Source organism: Leptospira ilyithenensis, assembly GCF_004771005.1.
GTDB lineage: Bacteria > Spirochaetota > Leptospiria > Leptospirales > Leptospiraceae > Leptospira_A > Leptospira_A ilyithenensis.
Map to the genome: position 1 here is coordinate 662,282 of NZ_RQHV01000061.1, position 18,548 is coordinate 680,829.

The 18,548-nt window shown below is 40.1% G+C and carries 17 protein-coding genes; 9 read left to right on the forward strand and 8 right to left on the reverse strand.

Translation table 11 applies throughout. The annotated features are described in order from the left end of the window. Window positions 1-529 precede the first annotated feature (529 nt). From EHS11_RS16420 to EHS11_RS16435, 4 genes are all read left to right on the forward strand, one after another. Window positions 530-1,240, forward strand: a complete 711-nt coding sequence (locus EHS11_RS16420) for a FecR family protein (protein WP_135765438.1) — start codon at window positions 530-532, stop codon at window positions 1,238-1,240. A 128-nt stretch (window positions 1,241-1,368) separates the two neighbouring features. Beyond that, a complete protein-coding gene (locus tag EHS11_RS20490; protein ID WP_425460597.1) occupies window positions 1,369-1,581 on the forward strand; it encodes a DUF4384 domain-containing protein in 213 nt (70 codons plus the stop codon). Window positions 1,582-1,752: 171 nt separating this feature from the next. After that, window positions 1,753-1,953 carry a hypothetical protein gene (locus EHS11_RS16430; protein ID WP_135765439.1) on the forward strand — a complete coding sequence of 67 codons (201 nt, stop codon included), beginning with the start codon at window positions 1,753-1,755 and terminating at the stop codon, window positions 1,951-1,953. Between the two features lie 4 nt (window positions 1,954-1,957). Next, window positions 1,958-3,085, forward strand: coding sequence for an LIC_12337 family protein (locus EHS11_RS16435; protein ID WP_135765440.1), 1,128 nt, complete (start codon window positions 1,958-1,960; stop codon window positions 3,083-3,085). Between the two features lies 1 nt (window position 3,086). Here the strand turns inward: EHS11_RS16435 and EHS11_RS16440 are convergent, their stop codons facing one another. Further along, complete coding sequence (locus tag EHS11_RS16440; protein ID WP_135765441.1) at window positions 3,087-4,238, reverse strand: CehA/McbA family metallohydrolase domain-containing protein; 1,152 nt, start codon at window positions 4,236-4,238, stop codon at window positions 3,087-3,089. Between the two features lie 119 nt (window positions 4,239-4,357). Between EHS11_RS16440 and EHS11_RS16445 the strand changes: the two genes are divergently transcribed. Then, window positions 4,358-5,800, forward strand: a complete 1,443-nt coding sequence (locus EHS11_RS16445; protein ID WP_246047972.1) for an ArnT family glycosyltransferase — start codon at window positions 4,358-4,360, stop codon at window positions 5,798-5,800. A gap of 589 nt (window positions 5,801-6,389) precedes the next feature. Here the strand turns inward: EHS11_RS16445 and EHS11_RS16450 are convergent. Further along, window positions 6,390-7,046, reverse strand: a complete 657-nt coding sequence (locus EHS11_RS16450) for a TetR/AcrR family transcriptional regulator (protein ID WP_135765442.1) — start codon at window positions 7,044-7,046, stop codon at window positions 6,390-6,392. 85 nt (window positions 7,047-7,131) lie between these two features. On the opposite strand from EHS11_RS16450, the gene EHS11_RS16455 reads away from it, so the two are divergent. Genes EHS11_RS16455 through EHS11_RS16465 form a run of 3 tightly spaced genes read left to right on the forward strand, consistent with a single transcriptional unit; the run spans window position 7,132 to window position 9,935 of the window. Continuing rightward, window positions 7,132-8,601, forward strand: coding sequence for an aspartate aminotransferase family protein (locus EHS11_RS16455; protein ID WP_135765443.1), 1,470 nt, complete (start codon window positions 7,132-7,134; stop codon window positions 8,599-8,601). Between the two features lie 30 nt (window positions 8,602-8,631). Next, window positions 8,632-9,288 (forward strand): class II aldolase/adducin family protein, encoded by a 657-nt coding sequence (locus tag EHS11_RS16460; RefSeq protein WP_135765444.1) that lies wholly within the window; start codon window positions 8,632-8,634, stop codon window positions 9,286-9,288. After that, window positions 9,285-9,935 carry a class II aldolase/adducin family protein gene (locus tag EHS11_RS16465; RefSeq protein WP_135765445.1) on the forward strand — a complete coding sequence of 217 codons (651 nt, stop codon included), beginning with the start codon at window positions 9,285-9,287 and terminating at the stop codon, window positions 9,933-9,935. Before EHS11_RS16460 ends, EHS11_RS16465 begins: the two co-directional genes overlap by 4 nt. On the opposite strand, the gene EHS11_RS16470 is transcribed toward EHS11_RS16465, so the two are convergent. The 3 genes from EHS11_RS16470 to EHS11_RS16480 form a co-directional block, all read right to left on the reverse strand. Beyond that, window positions 9,932-10,963 carry an MBL fold metallo-hydrolase gene (locus tag EHS11_RS16470; RefSeq protein WP_246047973.1) on the reverse strand — a complete coding sequence of 344 codons (1,032 nt, stop codon included), beginning with the start codon at window positions 10,961-10,963 and terminating at the stop codon, window positions 9,932-9,934. The two genes, EHS11_RS16465 and EHS11_RS16470, sit on opposite strands and share 4 nt — an antisense overlap. A 143-nt stretch (window positions 10,964-11,106) precedes the next feature. Further along, the gene (locus EHS11_RS16475; protein WP_135765447.1) at window positions 11,107-11,742 is read right to left on the reverse strand and encodes a response regulator; all 636 of its coding nucleotides are present in this window, start codon (window positions 11,740-11,742) and stop codon (window positions 11,107-11,109) included. Window positions 11,743-11,756: 14 nt separating this feature from the next. Further along, window positions 11,757-14,879, reverse strand: coding sequence for an ATP-binding protein (locus EHS11_RS16480; RefSeq protein WP_135765448.1), 3,123 nt, complete (start codon window positions 14,877-14,879; stop codon window positions 11,757-11,759). Window positions 14,880-15,429: 550 nt separating this feature from the next. On the opposite strand from EHS11_RS16480, the gene EHS11_RS16485 reads away from it, so the two are divergent. Beyond that, window positions 15,430-16,899: a sensor histidine kinase gene (locus tag EHS11_RS16485; RefSeq protein WP_135765449.1), complete on the forward strand. Its 1,470-nt coding sequence runs from the start codon at window positions 15,430-15,432 to the stop codon at window positions 16,897-16,899. A gap of 4 nt (window positions 16,900-16,903) precedes the next feature. On the opposite strand, the gene EHS11_RS16490 is transcribed toward EHS11_RS16485, so the two are convergent. From EHS11_RS16490 to EHS11_RS16500, 3 genes are read right to left on the reverse strand one after another with little or no spacing between them, the layout of a single operon-like run. Further along, entirely contained in the window at window positions 16,904-17,497 is a 594-nt protein-coding gene (locus EHS11_RS16490) for an HAD family hydrolase (RefSeq protein ID WP_342775471.1), read from the reverse strand. Between the two features lie 20 nt (window positions 17,498-17,517). Then, window positions 17,518-18,123, reverse strand: coding sequence for a molybdenum cofactor guanylyltransferase (gene mobA, locus EHS11_RS16495; protein ID WP_135765450.1), 606 nt, complete (start codon window positions 18,121-18,123; stop codon window positions 17,518-17,520). Continuing rightward, on the reverse strand, window positions 18,104-18,547 hold the full coding sequence (locus EHS11_RS16500) for a molybdenum cofactor biosynthesis protein MoaE (protein ID WP_135765451.1): 444 nt from the start codon (window positions 18,545-18,547) through the stop codon (window positions 18,104-18,106). The genes mobA and EHS11_RS16500 overlap by 20 nt, the downstream gene beginning before the upstream one ends. Window position 18,548: the final 1 nt, after the last annotated feature.

An 18,548-nucleotide genomic window follows, 5' to 3' on the forward strand; every position in this document is an offset into this window, starting at 1 on the left:
ACGAGCGGACAGAAGAAGATAAGGAGTCTATAATTTATTGAGTAATTTATTTTCAACCTGAAAGACATAATTCTATATTCCATGGTCTCAATCTATCGAATTGGAGATGAATTTATCGCAAAACATTTATCTAAACTGCTCTTGAGCCTTGCCTTAATTGTCATCGAAAATGTAACACCAATTATAGAAAAGAAATATTTTGCAATTTGCGGGAAGTTTATCCGAATTAAACGGGATTTTTTTTTCACAGGCCGTAATAAATGGAAGTATCGTATTTTTTTGGCCGACTCCTCCTGTTTGGTTGACAATTTACCTGATTTACATTGTGTTCTTTCGAAGAAAGCACCACCAAACAAAAAATATATGGTTCGGACCGAAATTTTTAACAGATATTTTTTGGGACTCTCAAAATTGCTTAAGTCCAAAAAAGGGAATTTTTTTTAAAATCAAAAGCTGAAAGGTAAAATTTTTGCAATAAGTTCGCTTTTTTTCAGCTTGTAACAAAAAAAATGCCCGCTAAAACGTTTCTATGAAAAAGATTATCCTTCTACTTCTCTGTTTATCTTATTTTTTCCCGGTGTTCGCAGAAGACGTAGCGGTAGTGAGCTTTGTCAAAGGGGAGGTCACCTGGTCCGGCCGGAATGCAAAAAAAAAGGAAGAGTCGCTCAAGATCAACCAGATCCTAAGAAAAGGTGACAAGGTAACTTCCAAAGACGGCACTTGCGAACTTCAACTTGCCACCCAAGCGACCATTCGGCTTGCCAAATTCACGGAGGCGTCCATAGAAGATCTGCTCAATCCCAAATCCAGGCAATCCACTGTTAAAATTTATACTGGCAAATTATTCGTAAAAGCCCATAAAAACAATAAATCCCAAAACAAACTAAACATTGTTAGCCCAAGTCTTGTAGCAGGAGTAAGAGGAACGGAATTTATAGTTGCCGCACCTCCCGGGCCGGAAACAGATTCCGATTTGGATTTGCAAGAAGGCGTCTATGTAAACGAAGGAACCGTTGCAGTAGTACCGGACAAAAAAGGCAAAGAGGTCCTAACGGGCGCAAACGAAGAAGTGACTTTGGACGGACAAGTTCTTAAAAAACAGATTTTGAACGAATATGCCAAAGAAAAAATGAAAATCTTCGAACAGTTCAAACAACTCAAAGAAGAAAACTACCAATTGATCAAAGAACAATACAAAAAAAACGAAGACTTGATGAATGAAATGAAGGGAAAAAACTGACCCGGATTTTTATTCTTATCTGGACAAAAGAACGTATACCTGGTCCTTTTTTAAGCAAAATCAAATTCCGCAAAGAATTTGAAATTCCGTTCTTTGAAAACAAAATATGTGTCAGGCGAATCGATCCGATTTTATTATTTCCCAATCCCGTCAAAGGAAATAATTTTCTAAAGAAAGGAGAAAAAATAATCATTCCGAGTGAACCAAAATTCTTTATAGCATCGCCTCCTTTCGGAAAGTACAAGCTGAGAGCATTTGCCTCAAAAGAAGAATGGAAGGGTTTGATAAAATGGAATCTGTTTTCCCGAATTGTCTTTTGTTTCTCCTGCAATCCCTTTTGAAACCGACTCTGCGGTCAAAATGAAACAAAAAATCAAAAAAAGAAAGGCACCGGAAATCTGAATCGATCTAAATTTCACGTAAAAAACCAGTTCCTATATTTCTTATAATTCTTGTGTTTTTTTCTACAAAAACTTGCAAAATTGCGGATTATATTTTATAAAGAGACTGTTATGAAGAAATTACAGATTCTATTGATAACCCTTTTTATTTTAGCAAGCCCGTTTGCATGCAAACTGAAAGATAAGTCGGATAACGGCAAAGACCTGACAGATCTGTTGTTATTATCCTTTCTTACTCGTTCTTCTTCAAGCAACGGATGCAATCCAAGCACCAGTTTCGTAATCTGTATCCCCAAAGGGATCGCGGAGTAACAAAATGAAAAAAGTCCTATACGTTCTGTTTTTCCTACTGACCTCCCTTCATATCAGTGACTTTTCCAAGGCAACCGACAAACAAACTTTCCGTTGGGAAGAAGTCAACCTTACGGATATTATACGAATGGAATTGGGAAATACCCCACTTTACGCAGCTTCCGATTCCTGGGGGTTTGTGCGAGGCTCTGCTACATGGGCGCGGGGAAATTCCAATTTATTGGACCAGGTGGTGGCAGGGATCAAAAACCAAGGGCTTTTGAATACTACGGGAACGTTCACTTCCGCCGTCACAGTCACCGGAATGGGCGCGGCAGTACTTCGTTTGAAATTGAAAGTGGACAGTGCCGCGATCACTTCCACGGCCTATACTGGTACCAAAATTTTTTCCAATACTTTCGAAATCTTCAAATCGGGATCTTCCGTTCCCAGCTTACAGTTATTTTTCGACAGTGCAGAAACATTGGAAGGAAATGACGGTGCGTTGATGTATTATAAATTATCCGAAATCGACCCTGTCAAATTCGGTACCGCTCCGAATGCAATGGTTGAAAGCTATTCCTTTGTAAAATCGGGAGTCAAAAAACAAACCTATACCTGGGCAGGCGGACCGAAAAACAATTCCTGGCCGAGTGATAACGGTCGTGTTACCTTGGACGAGATTACAAGTCTCGGACAATTGTGCTTTCGCTCCGTCGTACGAATGGATTTGGACGCACTCCTTGCTATAAATCCGAGCAATGCAACTGCGATCAATTTTCTGAAAACCCAGTGCGGAAGCAGCGCTGTTTACTATAACTTGGCTTATATGCAGAATTTTGCATCACCGTTTTATACTACTGCAAAAATGGGAATCACCGCCAATGCCCAAGCAGGAAACGATACGATATGCAATCTTACAGGATCTTCTCTCACCTATGGATTGTTTGATGAAAACGGGTTTGTAAGTGACAAAACTTCGGTGAATCAGGTCCCTTCCGGTTACCCTTCTCCAAATTTGGGAACTTGGAATGTGGACAGTGCTTTCTTAAGAACAGGCACAGGCTATACAAGCGAAGCACATGACAATACTTCTTCGAGTTATATCGATAGCTTAAGCACGACCGAAGCTTCCAAACTGAGTTTTAAATAGATTAGCGAGTCGTTCGGTATATTGCATTCGAAAGGATTTTTCCGGTCAAGGATGTGATCTCCAAACGAATGTAAGTATCTTCAGGCGAAAGTTCATATTCCGATCGGTCCGTATCCGGATCGATTTTTTTAATCGTTCCTCCGTTTCCGATCCAACGAACTTCCATATAACGTTCCCCGGAAGTTAGAGAGATTTTATCTTTGCCGGAAAAACGAATATTCGGCAGATTCGGATCCGCCGCACCTTGGAAGAATTTTTTCACGCAGAAAAAAGAGCCTTCTTTCAGATCCGCTTTAACCGAATCGGGACTTCTGTTTCCGTTCGCGGTGGAAACGTAACGAAGAAGGCTTTCTCCTTCTTTGCCTCTGACGAACATCATCTTTTGCAAAATGTCCTTCCACAAAGGTTCTGAAAAAGATTGAATTGTTTCTTCCGGAAAGTAATGCAAATCATCGCTCGCCATACAATGGACATTTCTCCCCCGGCTCAACAGATGATCCAGAATTTTGGAATCATCTCCGTATGGAGTTAAAACTTCAATTGCCTGGTAAAAAGGAATTTTTTCCAAATCCTCTTTTGAAAAAGAAGAGTGCAATTTCGGATGAGCGATGACCACATAACCACCGCTTTCTCTCATTTGTCGGAATGTCCAGGCAATATTTTCCCTGGAGGCGTACACCGGAAAATAGTCAGGAACTTGTGTTTCCGATCCGATGGAAAGAGCATGTCTCTTTTTGATATTTTGACCCCATTCGTATCCGGGAAGAAATGAATATAACTTCGATTTGGTGATCCGATCGTAATCTGAAAAAGAAATAAGAGAAAATCCGTTCATGTTGTAAACCGATTCTATCTCTTCTACAGTATGTCGTTCGGGAGTATAGGAAACTTCGTTTGAATGGATATGAAGGGAAACCTTTTCGGAATGAGCGGCCCAATCTCCTTTTTCGTAGGGATTAGTCCAAACATTTCCTGAAAACGGCCGGTTCGTTTCCAAAAGGGCAGTTCTATAAAACAAAACTACCGTTATCTGGTAAATTGTCATTACCAACAAAAGAATAGATAGTGCAGAGAGAATCAACTTTCCTTTTGTGACTTTTTTCTTCGGCAGAACCGGATCTGAAACGATGGGAGGAAAGGTAAGAAAAAGCATGATCTTATCCTAAGGGATTTAGATTCCAATTTGATTGCTGAATTGTTACAAAACGGTAACGAAGTGTTTTGGGATATTTTTACTTTCCAGGAACCAGGTCCCTTTTCCTTTGTATAGCTGTGAAACTCTTATTCAAAAAAATACCCGTTGTATTTTACCTCAGCTTAACTTTGTCCTTATTTTTATTGTATGGAAATGACTCCCCCGTTTATGACCAGGACGAAGCTGCCTATGCCGGGTTCGCAAAAACAATGTTCGAAACGGGAGACTATCTCACCCAAAGTTTTCCTTTTTCCGAACCGCATAGGAAACCTCCGCTTCATTTTTGGCTTTCTGCTATTTCATTTCAAACCTTAGGGATTTCCGAATTTTCCCTTCGTTTGCTTCCATCGTTATGGATTTTGCTTATTTGCCTGCTTACTTACGATTCCGCCAAACGAATCTATGGCGACAAAACCGGTCTATTCGGTTTTCTCATACTTGCCACATCCCTTTACTTTCCTTTGAACGGAAAAATCGCACTTGTCGACAGCTTACTTACATTTTGCGAAACATTGGGATTTTATTCTTTGTTCCGGCTTCTTCCCAAACAGCACATTCAAACCTATCCTTGGATTCTTTTATTCTGGCTTTCCGTCGCTCTGGGAACTCTTACCAAAGGACCTCCCGTTCTGATTTTTTTAGGGGGAATTTGTTTTGTATTTTTATTCTTTCAGGAAACGAGAAAGATTGTCTTTTTATTGAAGCCTTGGTTTTTTCTTCCCCTATCTTTACTTCCTTTGTTCTATTGGGGTTATCTGGTTTGGCAAAAAACAAACGGAGAATTGATCCGATGGATGATTGATTGGTATATTTTGAGGCGTGCCGCAAATCCAGTGTTCGGGCAATCGGGGCCTCCCGGCACCTATCTTTTATTATTTTTCATTAGTTTATTTCCTTGGTCCTTCTATTTGCCAAAAGCCTTGAAAGAGATTTGGAACCGAATAAAAGAAACATACGATCATTTCCGAAAGAAGACGAATCCTCCCGAGTCGATCAACATTCTACTATTAGGTGGTCTTCTATTCGGATGGATATTTTACGAATGTTTGATGAGTAAACTTCCTTCTTATCCTTTGGCAGTGTATCCTATACTTGCGATTCTTATGGCAAAGATCGTTTCCGAGTCAAAGATGAAATGGAAAGCTGCAATTCTTATTTTGGCAATCGCCCAGAGTCTTGCAATCGTCTTTATAATATTACCACTATTATCTGACAAAAGAAGAGACACGATCGCAAGTGCCAACCATTGGAATCGGAATTTTCCCATAGGAACCGAACTTCTTACGATTCAAAACCTGGCTTTGCCCAGTCTCGCATTTTATACAAATCACCCGATTCGGGAAACCGAACTTTCCCAGTTGCAAAATTTAAAAAAGGAAACGATTTTATTACTCGATTCGGACAATCTACTCATTGTAAAAACATTAGGAATCCGGGGAGAAAGTCTAGGGCCTGAATTTTCCATATGGGCCTATGACAGAAACAAGACAATTAAACTTTCTTTATATAAGATATGGTAATTTGGTTTCGGTTTGCTTATAGGATTGTATTCTGGTATCCCCGCCCTGATTTGGGAGGGGTGAACCACCCGCCACCCAATGAGTTCCAACTAACATATCCAATTCGAATTGGCAACCCTTCCTTGCATTTTTCCTAAAATTCTAAGGAAAAGTTCGCCTTTTTGCCGAAGAAAACCAAGCCTTGCAAAAGCTACAATATTAAATAGGTCTGTGCTAAATTTGAAACATTCAGGACATACTATATCTATGCTCTTATAAGAAAGCATAGATCGTTAAAGTAAGATTTCGATCAAACAGATTAATTCTTACTAAATGAAAATCAAAATCTCCTGTGCTAGGATCGAAGCGAAAATCACAGACATCTCTGAACTCTTAAACAAGGAAATCATTTCTCGCGGTGGCCTAGGCCAAGGATGGCCGAAGCTTTTTCGTCGGAACAGGAGGTTCCACGAAAAAGAGCGTGGAGTGTTTTCCGTTTGATTGGAGCGAAGAGCCCGGTCGGTAGTAAAATAAAGTTAAGAAAGAAGAAAAGATGCGAGGCGCCAAAAAATCTTTTTTTCTTTTTTGGCATAAAGAGGAAGCGGTTGCATTAGGCAACACCGCCAAACGCACCTCTGATAAATTGCATCACACCTGAAATGACTTCTTCATCCCTTTCAAAGATATCAGCCCCAAGATATATTTTCATTCGTTCTTTATAATATTCAGTTGCATATGAAAACTGAAGACTCATAAATATATTGTCCAATAAAAATGCATAGATGGGACTGTTTGACTCGGCAGAAATGATTCCTTCTTCTTTTGCCAAATTGATAATTTGGGTATAACATTTTGCGGAAATGGATTCCAATTCACTGGAAAGTCGATTGATCAGCTCGGAATTGCTCTCTGAGGTCATTTCATTATAAAGCCTGATGATATCCTGGTTTTCTCTGGAATGAATTTGAATGATCCGTAGTATTTTTTCTATCTTACCGAAGAAATCTACCTTTTCCAAAACAACTGATTCCAATGCTTTCTCCAACTGGGAAACGCCATGATGAACCGCCGTTAGAAAAAAGTCTTCCTTAGTTTCAAAGTATTTGTATAAAGAACCTACGCTGATCCCTGCCTTTTGTGCGATCGTATTTGTATTTGCGCTGGTAAATCCCCTGTTGGCAAATTCAGATACGGCAATGGACAGAATTCGATTTCTCTTTTCTTCCGAGATCCGATCAAAACTTTCATTGAAGTATTTCCGGGACATCTTTCCCTCTTTTTTATAAATTCTTCTTGACAATGAGTGATTACTCACTCATTGTCAACTAAAAACTATCCAAAGGGAATTAAGTATGTCCACTGGCTTCGCAATCAACCAATACCCCGATGTAGACCAAGTCTATAAAGATCTGAGATCTCTGATTTCGCAGCCGATCCGCTCCATTCGTAAAGCGGAAATGGATAAAATTCTCTTGGAATACTACGATAAAAAATGCGCTCGTTCCAAAAAAATGATCACCGAGGCTTCCCAATACATTCCTGGCGGGGTTCAACACAATCTCGCTTTCAACCACCCTTTTCCTTTGGTTTTTACGAAAGCATCCGGAGCACACCTATTTGATTTGGACGGAAACAAATACATCGACTTTCTGCAAGCTGGGGGACCTACGGTTTTAGGAAGTAACCCCCCTAGCATTCGTAAAAAAGTTTCCGAACTATTAAATTCCACAGGTCCTGTCACAGGATTATTTCATGAATACGAACTGAAGTTAGCTGAAAAGATCGTTCAACTCGTTCCATCCGTAGAAATGTTCCGGATGCTGGGTTCAGGGACCGAGGCGTGTATGGCATCCATTCGTGTGGCAAGACTTGCCACCAAGAAAAAAAACATAGTGAAGATGGGTGGAGCCTATCACGGATGGAGCGACCAATTGGCATACGGGTTACGACTTCCCGGAACCAGACATTTTGAAGCAAATGGAGTTCCTAAATCCGTATTCAAATACACTCAGGAATTTTATCCGAACGACTTGAACGCATTGGAATCCGTTTTAAAAAGAAACAGATGGAGAGGCGGAACTGCTGCCGTTTTGATGGAACCGATCGGCCCGGAAAGCGGCACTCGTCCTCTCGATAGAAACTTCAATGCAGGTGTAAGGGAATTATGCAACCGGTTTGGCGCCTTACTTATATTTGATGAAGTCGTGACTGCCTTCCGAGTAGGACTTAGCGGTGCGCAAGGTTATTACGGTATCACTCCGGATTTGACAGTGTTCGGAAAAGTAGTTGCCGGAGGTTATCCTTCGGCAGGCGGACTCGGTGGTAAAAAAGAATATATGAAATATGTTTCCGCAGGAATTCAAACTGGAATGAAGAAAGCATTGATCGGAGGAACTATGGCCGCAAATCCTCTTAGTTCCGCCGCAGGATATTATACCTTATGTGAAATGGAAAAAACCAAAGCCTGCGAAAAAGCTGGCAAAGCTGGAGATCGCCTAACAATAGGACTCCAAAAACTGATTAAAAAATACAACCTACCCTTTGTAGCATTCAACCAAGGTTCGATCTGCCACTTGGAAACCGTGGGAACAATGTTACTTGAAGTCAATTTCAGCAAATTCTGGACTATTAAAAAAACGATCGCAGAGGCTCATAAAAGAAAACATGCAATGGAAGAAATGGGCGCGGCTTATATGGCGGAAGGATTAGTCACTCTTGCCGGAAGCAGACTATATACGAGTGCGGCCGATACGGATGCGATCATTGACGATGCATTGAAAAGATTTGATCGGGTGTTTCAGAAAGTCGAAGGCGTGATTTAAAGACGGATTTCTTTCGAAAGGTGGGACACAATGGAAATTCAAACTGCAAATAAAATCGTAAGAGATACGGGAGTCCGTCTTTTGAAGGCAGGACTTATCACCAGAACCTGGGGAAACATAAGCCAAAGAATCGATGAAGATCATTTTGTCATCACACCGACCGGCAGAACCTATGAAGACTTGAGTCCGGATGAAATCGTAAAGGTAAATCTCCACACCTTGGAACACGAAGGAAGGATAAAACCTTCCTACGAAAAAGGCCTACATGCAGAAACATACAAGCTAAGACCCGATGTGAAATCAATCATCCACACCCATCAATTGCAAGCGAGCGTGGTTGCGTCTGCTAGGAAGAATATTCCCATACTATCCGACAAAATGAAAAAGATCATCGGTGGTCCGGTCTTCTGCACCGACTATGCTTTGCCCGGATCCAAAAAGCTGATTCGTTCCGCTATCGAATGTTTGGCGAAATCGGGCAGTAAAGCGGTCTTACTTGCAAATCACGGAGTACTATGCATAGGCTCCGATATGGAAAATGCTTTTTCCGTTTCTATGGAATTGGAAAAATCTGCTGATGCATTCATTCGGGAAGAATTCAAAAAGATCTCTCATGCAAAAAAATTCGAAACTAAATCCGTTAGAGAATGGTATCTTCAAAATTTCGGAAAAAAGGAATTTGCATGAAGGCACCGGAACATCCGTCCGAATTGCTTCATTTGATTCCCAATTTGCAAAAAGAAGGAATTTTAGAACAGGGAAATTCGGCAAGCATTCGAATCGGAAATCGGGTTTGGATCACTCCCGATCATGTAAATTTCACCCAATTTTCCAAGAAAAAAAATCCGAATTGGGTAGAACTTTATTTGGACCAAACCACCTTACCCGAAAATTCTCCCCCATTTGCGAATATACACCTAACTTTGTATAAAGAAAGAAAGGACTTCAACACGATCATCCACACCACCCAGGAAAATATACTTACCTGTTCGATGGCAGGAGAAACAGTCCTACCTTATTTGGATGATATGGCCCAGATCGTAGGCCCTTCCGCAAAAGTGGTATCATTCGGAGAAACCGAAGAAGCATTGAAAAAAATAGTAAAGGGAATCAAAAGAAGAAATGCAGTGATGATCAAAGACCAAGGCGCCATTTGCGGGCATAGAACCTTGGATGATTTGCACGCAGTTTGTCATGTATTCGAAAAAGCATGCAAATCATTTATCGAAGCAAGGATCTTAGGCGGCGGAAAACCTGTTCCTTGGCTTGAGGCGGAAGCAATCCGTTTTGTTTACCAAAGAAAGTATTCCAAACAAGCGGACAAAAACCGTTAGTCTACTTGAGAAGAAATAATAGGATGTTCTGCTGCTCTTTTCCAGGGAACATCCTGCCACCACCGAACAAAAGTTCGTCCCAAGTCAGGCTCGATACTTTCTCCGGGTCTCGGAGTTAGCAGTTTCACATCCAGGTCTTTTGCCTTGACCAAAGCCCTTTCTATCGGCTCGGTCCAACTGTGAAATGCCAATGCAAAAAGCCCCCAGTGCACAGGTAACATCTGTTTGCCTTTCACCATTTTATGAGCGATCACGGCTTGTTCGGGTCCAATATGCCAATCAGGCCATGCTTTATCATATTGTCCTACTTCTATCATGGTCAAGTCAAATGGCCCGTATTCATCTCCGATCTTCCGCATAGCAGGGAACAAACCGGTATCTCCTGAATAGTAAACTCTATGTTTGGTGCCGAGAATGGCATAACCCGCCCAAAGATGTTCGTCATAATCAATTAGTTTTCTACCGGATGCATGCCTTGCTGGTGTGGCGACAATTTCAAAATCGGAAAGTTTATGACTTTCCCACCAATCCAATTCGATGATTCTTTCTTCCGGAACCCCCCAATCAGAAAGATGTTCTCCGACCGCAAGAGGAACAATGAACTTTACTCCTTTTTTGTTCAGAGCAAGAGTAGTTTCATAATCAAGATGGTCATAATGATTGTGCGAGATCAGTACAAAATCAATTTCGGGCAAATCATTCATCGGAAGAGCGGGTTCATACCATCGCTCCGGTCCTACCCAACTAACAGGTGAAGTACGATTTGACCAAATCGGATCTGTCAGTATCCTATACCCGTCAATTTCGATTAAAGCGGAAGAGTGCCCGAACCAAGTGACTCTAAGGCCCGTTTTTGGATCCTCTTTGAAAAGCCCTGGGTCAGGATAAACCACAGGCAGCAAATCCTTCGGCCGAATATCTTCGCTTGCTCCGAAAGATCCGAAAACCATTCCCAAAAAATCATTAACAAGCGGCTGTGGGTTTCGAAACTGTCCTTCTTTCCAATTTTTGGAATTTTGTATTTTCATCTCTCTTACGGATTTGGCCCCGAATCCTATACTTGCACACGTTGCTACCAGACAGAAAGCGAGGAAAGAAAATAAAACAAAAGTATAAAAGCGATGGCTCTTAAACCAAGAAAACAATTTGAAATTCATATTAAATTAGACTATTACAAAAGCCCGATGTCATTTGCTTTTCGAACCAATTCCGCCCGATTATGGACATTCAGTTTTTTATAAATATTTTTTACATGGTGCTGGATTGTATACTTGCTCACACCTAAGAACTCAGCCACACGATTGATTGTTTTGCCTCTGACCATTTGATCTAAAATCTGATTTTCCTTATCAGTCAGTTTGATCGAACCTAAATTGGTCTTCGCCTTAAAATGATTTAAAACTCTGAATGCAATGGTAGGGGTAATGATAGCCCCTCCCTGTAACACTGTATCAATGACTTCCGATATATCTTTCAATTCGGATTTTAAAATATAACCGATAGCTCCGTTTTTTAAGGAACTGTATATGAGTTCGTCCGAATTCATATTGCTCAGCATAATTTTGCTTATATTCGGATCTCTTTCCGAAATCTTTCCGGCAAGCTCAACACCATTCATCCCGGGTAACATTATATCCAAGAACAGAATATCCAATTCCTTGCCGTTCTCATCTTTCCAATAGGCTTCTGCCGATTCCCAATGAGACACGGAAAGAACCCCCGGAGTTGTTTCAAGAATCGTTAAGATCTGATTCCTGAAATTTTCATCATTTTCTACAATCCCGATTTTTACTTCTTTTGTTTCCATAAACCTTAATCCATTTACTGAAGGGAAAATGTTTCCTTATCTAATTTCAATTCCATGTGATACATATTTTCGTCTAACTTAAGCTTCATCCTACCGCCTAGCTTCGAAATCCGGAACACTAGATTTTCAGTCCCACGACCGGTCTTGTGCTTTTGCAAATGATATCTGGATCCGGCTTTCATATCCATAAGTATTTCATTATTTTCTAATATAAAATTCCACTTGGATACGCCTTCTCCATACTTTAAATCATTGCTCGTGATTTCATTGACAATGCTGTACAATTCGATCATACTGTTTTCATTTCTTTGGGAGGAAAAAAAATGAATCAATTTTTCATCCGCTTGAAAATCGAAATCCCTATCCGCGTCGGAATAACGCCGAAGCATTACCAAATTGATTCCTTTGATGAAATTTTCACCTAAAAGACCCAGATCTTCTATTTTCAACATCTGATCTCTTAAAATCTGGATGGCGGCATTTACGTTTCCTATGATTTTTTCAAACAGAACTCTATCCGTTCCTTCTCTGTTCAATAATTCTTCCGACAAAAATTTCAAATCAGTAAGCCTTGCTCCCAAATGATCATGAAGATCCAAATTGATTCTTTGTCTGACGTGACCCACTGCAATTTTTTTATCAGATTCCCTTTCCAAATGATCCTTATGGCTTTGCAATAACCGAAGCATATTATTTACACGAAGCGTCAATTGTTCGTAATCAAAAGGTTTTATCAGATAATCGTTAACGCCGGCGTTCAATGCGGCAACCAAGTCCTTATCTTGCGTTTTTGCGGTGAGCATTAAGATAGGGAGTTCCAAAGCAGTATAATTCTTTCTGATTTCTTTCGTTGTCTCCAAACCGGAAAGTCTCGGCATCATCATATCCAATATAACCGCTTGAAACGAATGACCCGGCTTCAATAATTCAAGTGCTTCCTTGCCGCTTGCAACAGTCACTGCTTGAATCTTTTGCAACGAAAGATAGTTTTGAATCACTTGCAGATTGATCGGTTCGTCATCTACAACAAGTATTTTAACTTCTTCATACGAGAACGTTTGTTTTGCGACAAATAGCATATCGATCGAAGGCAAAGAGATAAGTTCGTTTGCTTTAATTTCATTTTTGTAATGAGTGATTTTTGAAGTGAGTGTTTTGTCGAACCCTAGTCGATCATATAATATTGGTAATGTGAAATAAAAACGGGACCCTTTTTTCCATTCCGACTCTACACCGATATCTCCGCCGTGCAAGTTCACAAGAGCGCGGCTGATCGCAAGTCCTAGTCCCGTTCCACCGGAATTGCGCGCATCCCCGCTTTCCACCTGTTCGAAAAAATCAAAAATCCTTTCCTGATTTTTTTCATCGATTCCTATTCCGGTATCCGTAACACTGATTTCCGCCATCCGATCGGGAAGAATCTTGGCTGTAACGATGATAGACCCTTCTTCGGTAAATTTAACCGCATTGGCAATCAGGTTCTGTAAAATCTGCTGAAGCCTATTCTCATCGGCGAATAAGGTGGGAAAATCCTCGGGAATCCCGTTCTTTATATTAACTTTTATTAAATCAATATTTACCTGATTGAGTGTAAGAGTGAAATTAACGGCTTGGTAGAGATCAACTGGAATATTTTTCAAACTAAGATCGCTGTGTTTGAGTTTGGAAAAATCGAGTATGTCGTTTACAAGTCGGGAAAGCCTCTCTCCGCTTGTTACGATCATACTCATTTGATCTTCCACGAACTTGGACATAGATCCGCCAACTCCCCTTCTTAAAGAATCGGCAATCCCGATAATCCCTTGTAAGGGAGTTCTTAATTCATGAGATGTATTTGCCAAAAATTCATCTTTCAGTTTATCAATCGAAATCAAACGGTCATTGGACTTTTGCAAATCTTCGCTCAATTTTTGAGAGAGATGATAGGAGCTTGCAAATTGTTTGGAAATGATAAATGCTTGGGCCACAAAAAATAATGAAATTCCGTAAGACAATATGTAAGTCGTGTTGATGACCATATTCGCATAAAGTATATCGTTTGTGATGAATACGAAAAGTAACATACAAATCACAAGCCCGATCCACGCACCAACCCGATCATTCCGAATGGCTTGGATCAAAACAAAAACTATGTAAATGCATTCGATAAAAGTCACAATACCGAAGATCGGTATAGTCTGAGAATAAATATACAAATCGGTGAACAATACTGTCAGACAAAGGAGCAAAAACCCGAACACCAAACCGTACATAACTTTCTTCGAAAATTCGTTGGGAAATACGGATCTTATAAATAAGGCAAGAACCATCCCGCCTACATAAACGGACAAAAGTTCCAGTATATAACCTAAGTTAAAATCAAATCCGGGTAAAATCGAATAAAGAAACCGTTCTCCCGTTAAGGCGATTCGAATGAATGCAACGACACCTATAAATGAAAAAAACAGATGGGATAATACTCCCCGAAGCAGTGCAAATAGACTAAAATGATAAAAGAATGCAATGCATACCCCTCCACAGATAAATATATCCAACCAAATTGTTTTTTCCCTAACGGAAACGAGATCATCGTGTTTGCCGATAAAAACTTTTGCCCAAACACCTGATTTGGAGTGGTAAAAATTGGATACTTCTATGACGATCTCATTGGATTCGTTTAATGTTAACGGAGCACTCACTCCCGGTCGATACAATGGAATGCTTGTTTCTTTTGTCTTTCCGACGATGCCGCTCGATAATACCTTTTTTCCATTGATATAAAGATTATAAGAAGTGGAAGCTTCGAGCATCTTGACGGCCATGCTATCCATAGGTTTCTTCAAATATAAATTCATGCGATAGGTCGCATAACCGAAACTAGGATAAGTTGCTTCTTTATATTTATATACCGTCCAAGTATCGGGAACATTTTCAAACTGAGGTAAGGATTTGTTTGTTAATTCGGAATAAAGTACATTCCAGTAAAATTCCCACTCTCCCTCCAAACTCAAACGTTTTTCCAGGTTCCAATTCTCTCTGAGGTCAAGAATGCCTTCTTTCACCAAAGGCGGTTTTTCAATCAAAAACAATTGTTTGCATTGAACGCCGAATAAAATCACGATCAAGCAGATCCATTTTCTTTGAAGAAATGAAGACATCTTAAGTATGTTTTAAATTCAGATTCCAATTCAGGAAACTATTTTACTGGAATAACATGACAGTAGATTCCCTTTTCATGAATGAAACCCAATCTTTTACTACTCGTTCGAGTGATAATGGGGAACGCCAAATCCTGCAATAAATTGATAAAATTGCGAGACAAATCTTTTTCATGAAAAAAGCTTTGGTTCCGATTCTTTCAAGAATTCGATTATCGTAACAAACATTATAGTAACGAATAACACCAGTTTGTGTTCAGATAAGCGGGACTTTTCTCTTCACCTCGTATCCCTTCGGGAAAACCCAGATTTTAAGTAATTCTACCTAGATTTTACAAAAAGAAAGTTTGTCTAAAATGGGCCATATTCAAGGCAAAACTGCGGAAATTTGGAATCATTTTCCATAAAAGGGAAAAACTGCTCCTTACAAGTATTATATTTTCTTAATTGACAACAATCTAATTTGCTCATATTTTTAATTCCTCTTGAAAACAGCCTCTCTTTTAGATTTTTCCTCGTCTACTTATCTTCCCGGGATGATAGAATCATAATGGAAACAGCTACATTCTTAAAAAAGAAGATCTTACTGGTTGAGGATGAAGCCATTATTGCGATGGCGACAAGTAGGCAGTTAGAAGACTCGTTTCATATCGTTACTGCTTCCAGTGGCACCAAAGCAATCAACTACATTCGATCGTCCGAAGACCAAATTGATCTCGTACTTATGGACATTGACCTAGGGCATGGAATGGACGGAACCGAAACGGCAAAAGAGATTTTAGAAATCCGGGACATTCCCATTATTTTTGTCTCCTCCCATATGGAGCCGGACATTGTAAAAAAAACTGAATCCATCACATCGTACGGTTACGTATTAAAATCCTCCGGAATCCATATCTTGGCCGCTTCCATACGAATGGCGTTTCGTCTGTATGAAGCAAGAGTTCATGTACTTGAAAAAAATTCGGAACTTGCCGTTACATCCGAAGAACTGGAAGCAGCTAACAGGCAATTGGTTGATTCCGATATAGAACTTAGAAATACGGCGGATAGGTTTAGAAGCACCTTGGATTCCATGATAGAAGGTTGTCAGATTGTCGGGTATGATTGGACTTATCTATATATCAACGAAAGTGCTGCAAAGTACGGAAGAGGAGCTATCAGTGATTTTTTAGGCAAATCAATGTTTGAATGCAATCCCGGTATCGAAAAACAGGAGGTTTATCGTATTTTTGCCTCCTGTATGAAAAATAGAGAGTACTGTCACAGGGATATTGAATTCTTTCATTCGGACGGAAGCAAAAGTTATTTTGAATTCAGCATCCAGCCCATCAAGGAAGGTTTATTCATCCTGACCTACGATGTTTCCGAAAGAAAACAAATGGAGGAGAAACTGGCAAATCTCCTCTCTTTCAAAGACACTCTTATGATAGAATTGCAACATCGCGTAAAAAATACATTAGCAGTCGTTAGCAGCTTACTCCATCTTGAATCTGCTAAAATAGAAGACAAAGAGATCAAAAATATTTTCAAAAATACGGAAACCAGAATTCTCGCTATGGCGGGAATCTATGAAATGTTGTACAACGATACGGGAAGTGAATTGAATCGGATTCAATTCGACCATTATGTAATGAGATTGTGCAAGACTCTCGCAAATGCTTATAACATTGACGATAAGATTCAAATTCGCTATGACTTGAACCAAGCGGAAATGGATTTGAAATTAGCAGTCGTTTTGTGCTTAGTCTTAAATGAACTTTTAATGAATTCGATCAAACATACTTACCTGGAAAACGGAAAAGGTGAAATATTCGTTTCAGTAAAATCAGTCTCCGGAAATTTAATTTTGAAAGTAATCGACAATGGAACCGGATTCACCGAACCCAAGACGAACGAACAGTCGGGAATCGGCCTCTCTCTAGTTCAGCTTTTAATCAAACAAATCGGAGGAGTGATTGAAATTCAAAACGCAAACGGGATTTCCGTTTTGATTGAAGTTCCTCTTTCCTATCAGTGAAGATCTAAAGATATAAAATCTCATCCAATCTTCGAACCATATGAGTGGCGAGATTTTTGAATGGAAAAATTCCTTTCGGATCAATGTAAACTGTTTCAACTCCTGCGGAAATTCCCGCTTCCAAATCATAAAGATAATCACCGATCATCAGAGTATCTTCAGGTTTTGCATCCCAAAGGTTCAATAGATTTAAAATTCCATTCGGGCTTGGTTTTGGTTCCGCATGTTCCCTGCACAAAATAAATTCGGATGAAAAATATTCGCCGAGGCCGGATGCCTTAAGCGTTTCAATGGAATTTGCGAAACAATTTCTGGTCAGGATTCCCAACTGATGCGACTTACCCTTTATTTGTTTTAATAACTTCGGAGTTCCTGGCGAGGCGGTCGCTTTCTTTGCGATGTTTAATTCGATTTCGTTGAGATGAATGTGTTTTGTTTTCGCTTCCTCAGGGGCAAGACGACCGATTGAAGTCAGAATATCCGAATCCATCGGCAAACCAAGCGCAAGCTTAATTGCATCGAAATCATGCATCGCAAGAGTCAGAGTACCGTCCATATCGAAAATCCAGTTTTTTTTTGTCTCGAGTAATCCCATCATAATCCTTAGTATAACATTGATTATAAATCCAATCCGGTATTGATATTTCGAAAATAAACTTCCTCTTCCGAAGGGAGAGTTAAAATCTTCGGAGTCATCTTCGCCAATCTCTTTTGCAAAGAAAACTCACCGCCTGCATCAGTTTCGAAACTTCGGAACCAATCGGATAAACAATGGGAAGAATAAATCCCGCAAATCGGCTCAATACCGGTCTTAGACCGATAAAATACGCCGGAGTCTTCGAAGAGAAAAGAATCTAACAACCGCTTCAAGGTTCTGATCCTTACAAACGGCATATCCACCGGCAGAAAGAGAATTGATTTTTCGGAAAACCCCTTCCCTTCCAAAAATTTCCAAGAAGATAATATTCCTTTTAAGGGACCTTTCACAGGTATATCCGCATCAACAATCAACGATTCGGAAGGGAGGTATTTCGAGTATTCGGAAATTTGTTCCACTCTGAGAGATACGTAAACTTTTTCCGTAAGAATTCCGATCCTTCGTACAGTCTTTTTTAGAAAATTAGAATATTCTCCGATTTCTATAAGCCCTTTGTCCCTACCCATTCGCCGACTGTATCCTCCGGCTAAAATCACAGAGATAGTATCAGTGTTTGTGGGTCTCATCTTGGCAGCCCTTGGACCACTCGGAACTTCCGTCTATATAATACTCTCTCTTCCAAATGGGAACTTCATGTTTGACACGGTCAATGATATATCGGTTGGCAAGATACGCTTCATCCCTATGGACGGCACCGGTGGTGACGATCACCGCAACTTCACCAATATGCAAAACCCCGAGCCTATGGATGCAATCTGCAAACTGAAGATCCCATTGTTTCTTTGCATCATTTATGATATCGCCGATCATTCGGTTTGCCATCTCGGGATATGCTTCGTATTCCAAATGAGTGACTTGTCTTCCTTCATTAATATTACGAACAATTCCTGCAAAAAAAACATAACCTCCCATGGAGGGTAAATCGGGAAACCGTTTTGGAATTTCCAAGCTTTCCTTTTGGATGTGGTTTGGATAAGTTTTCGTATTCATT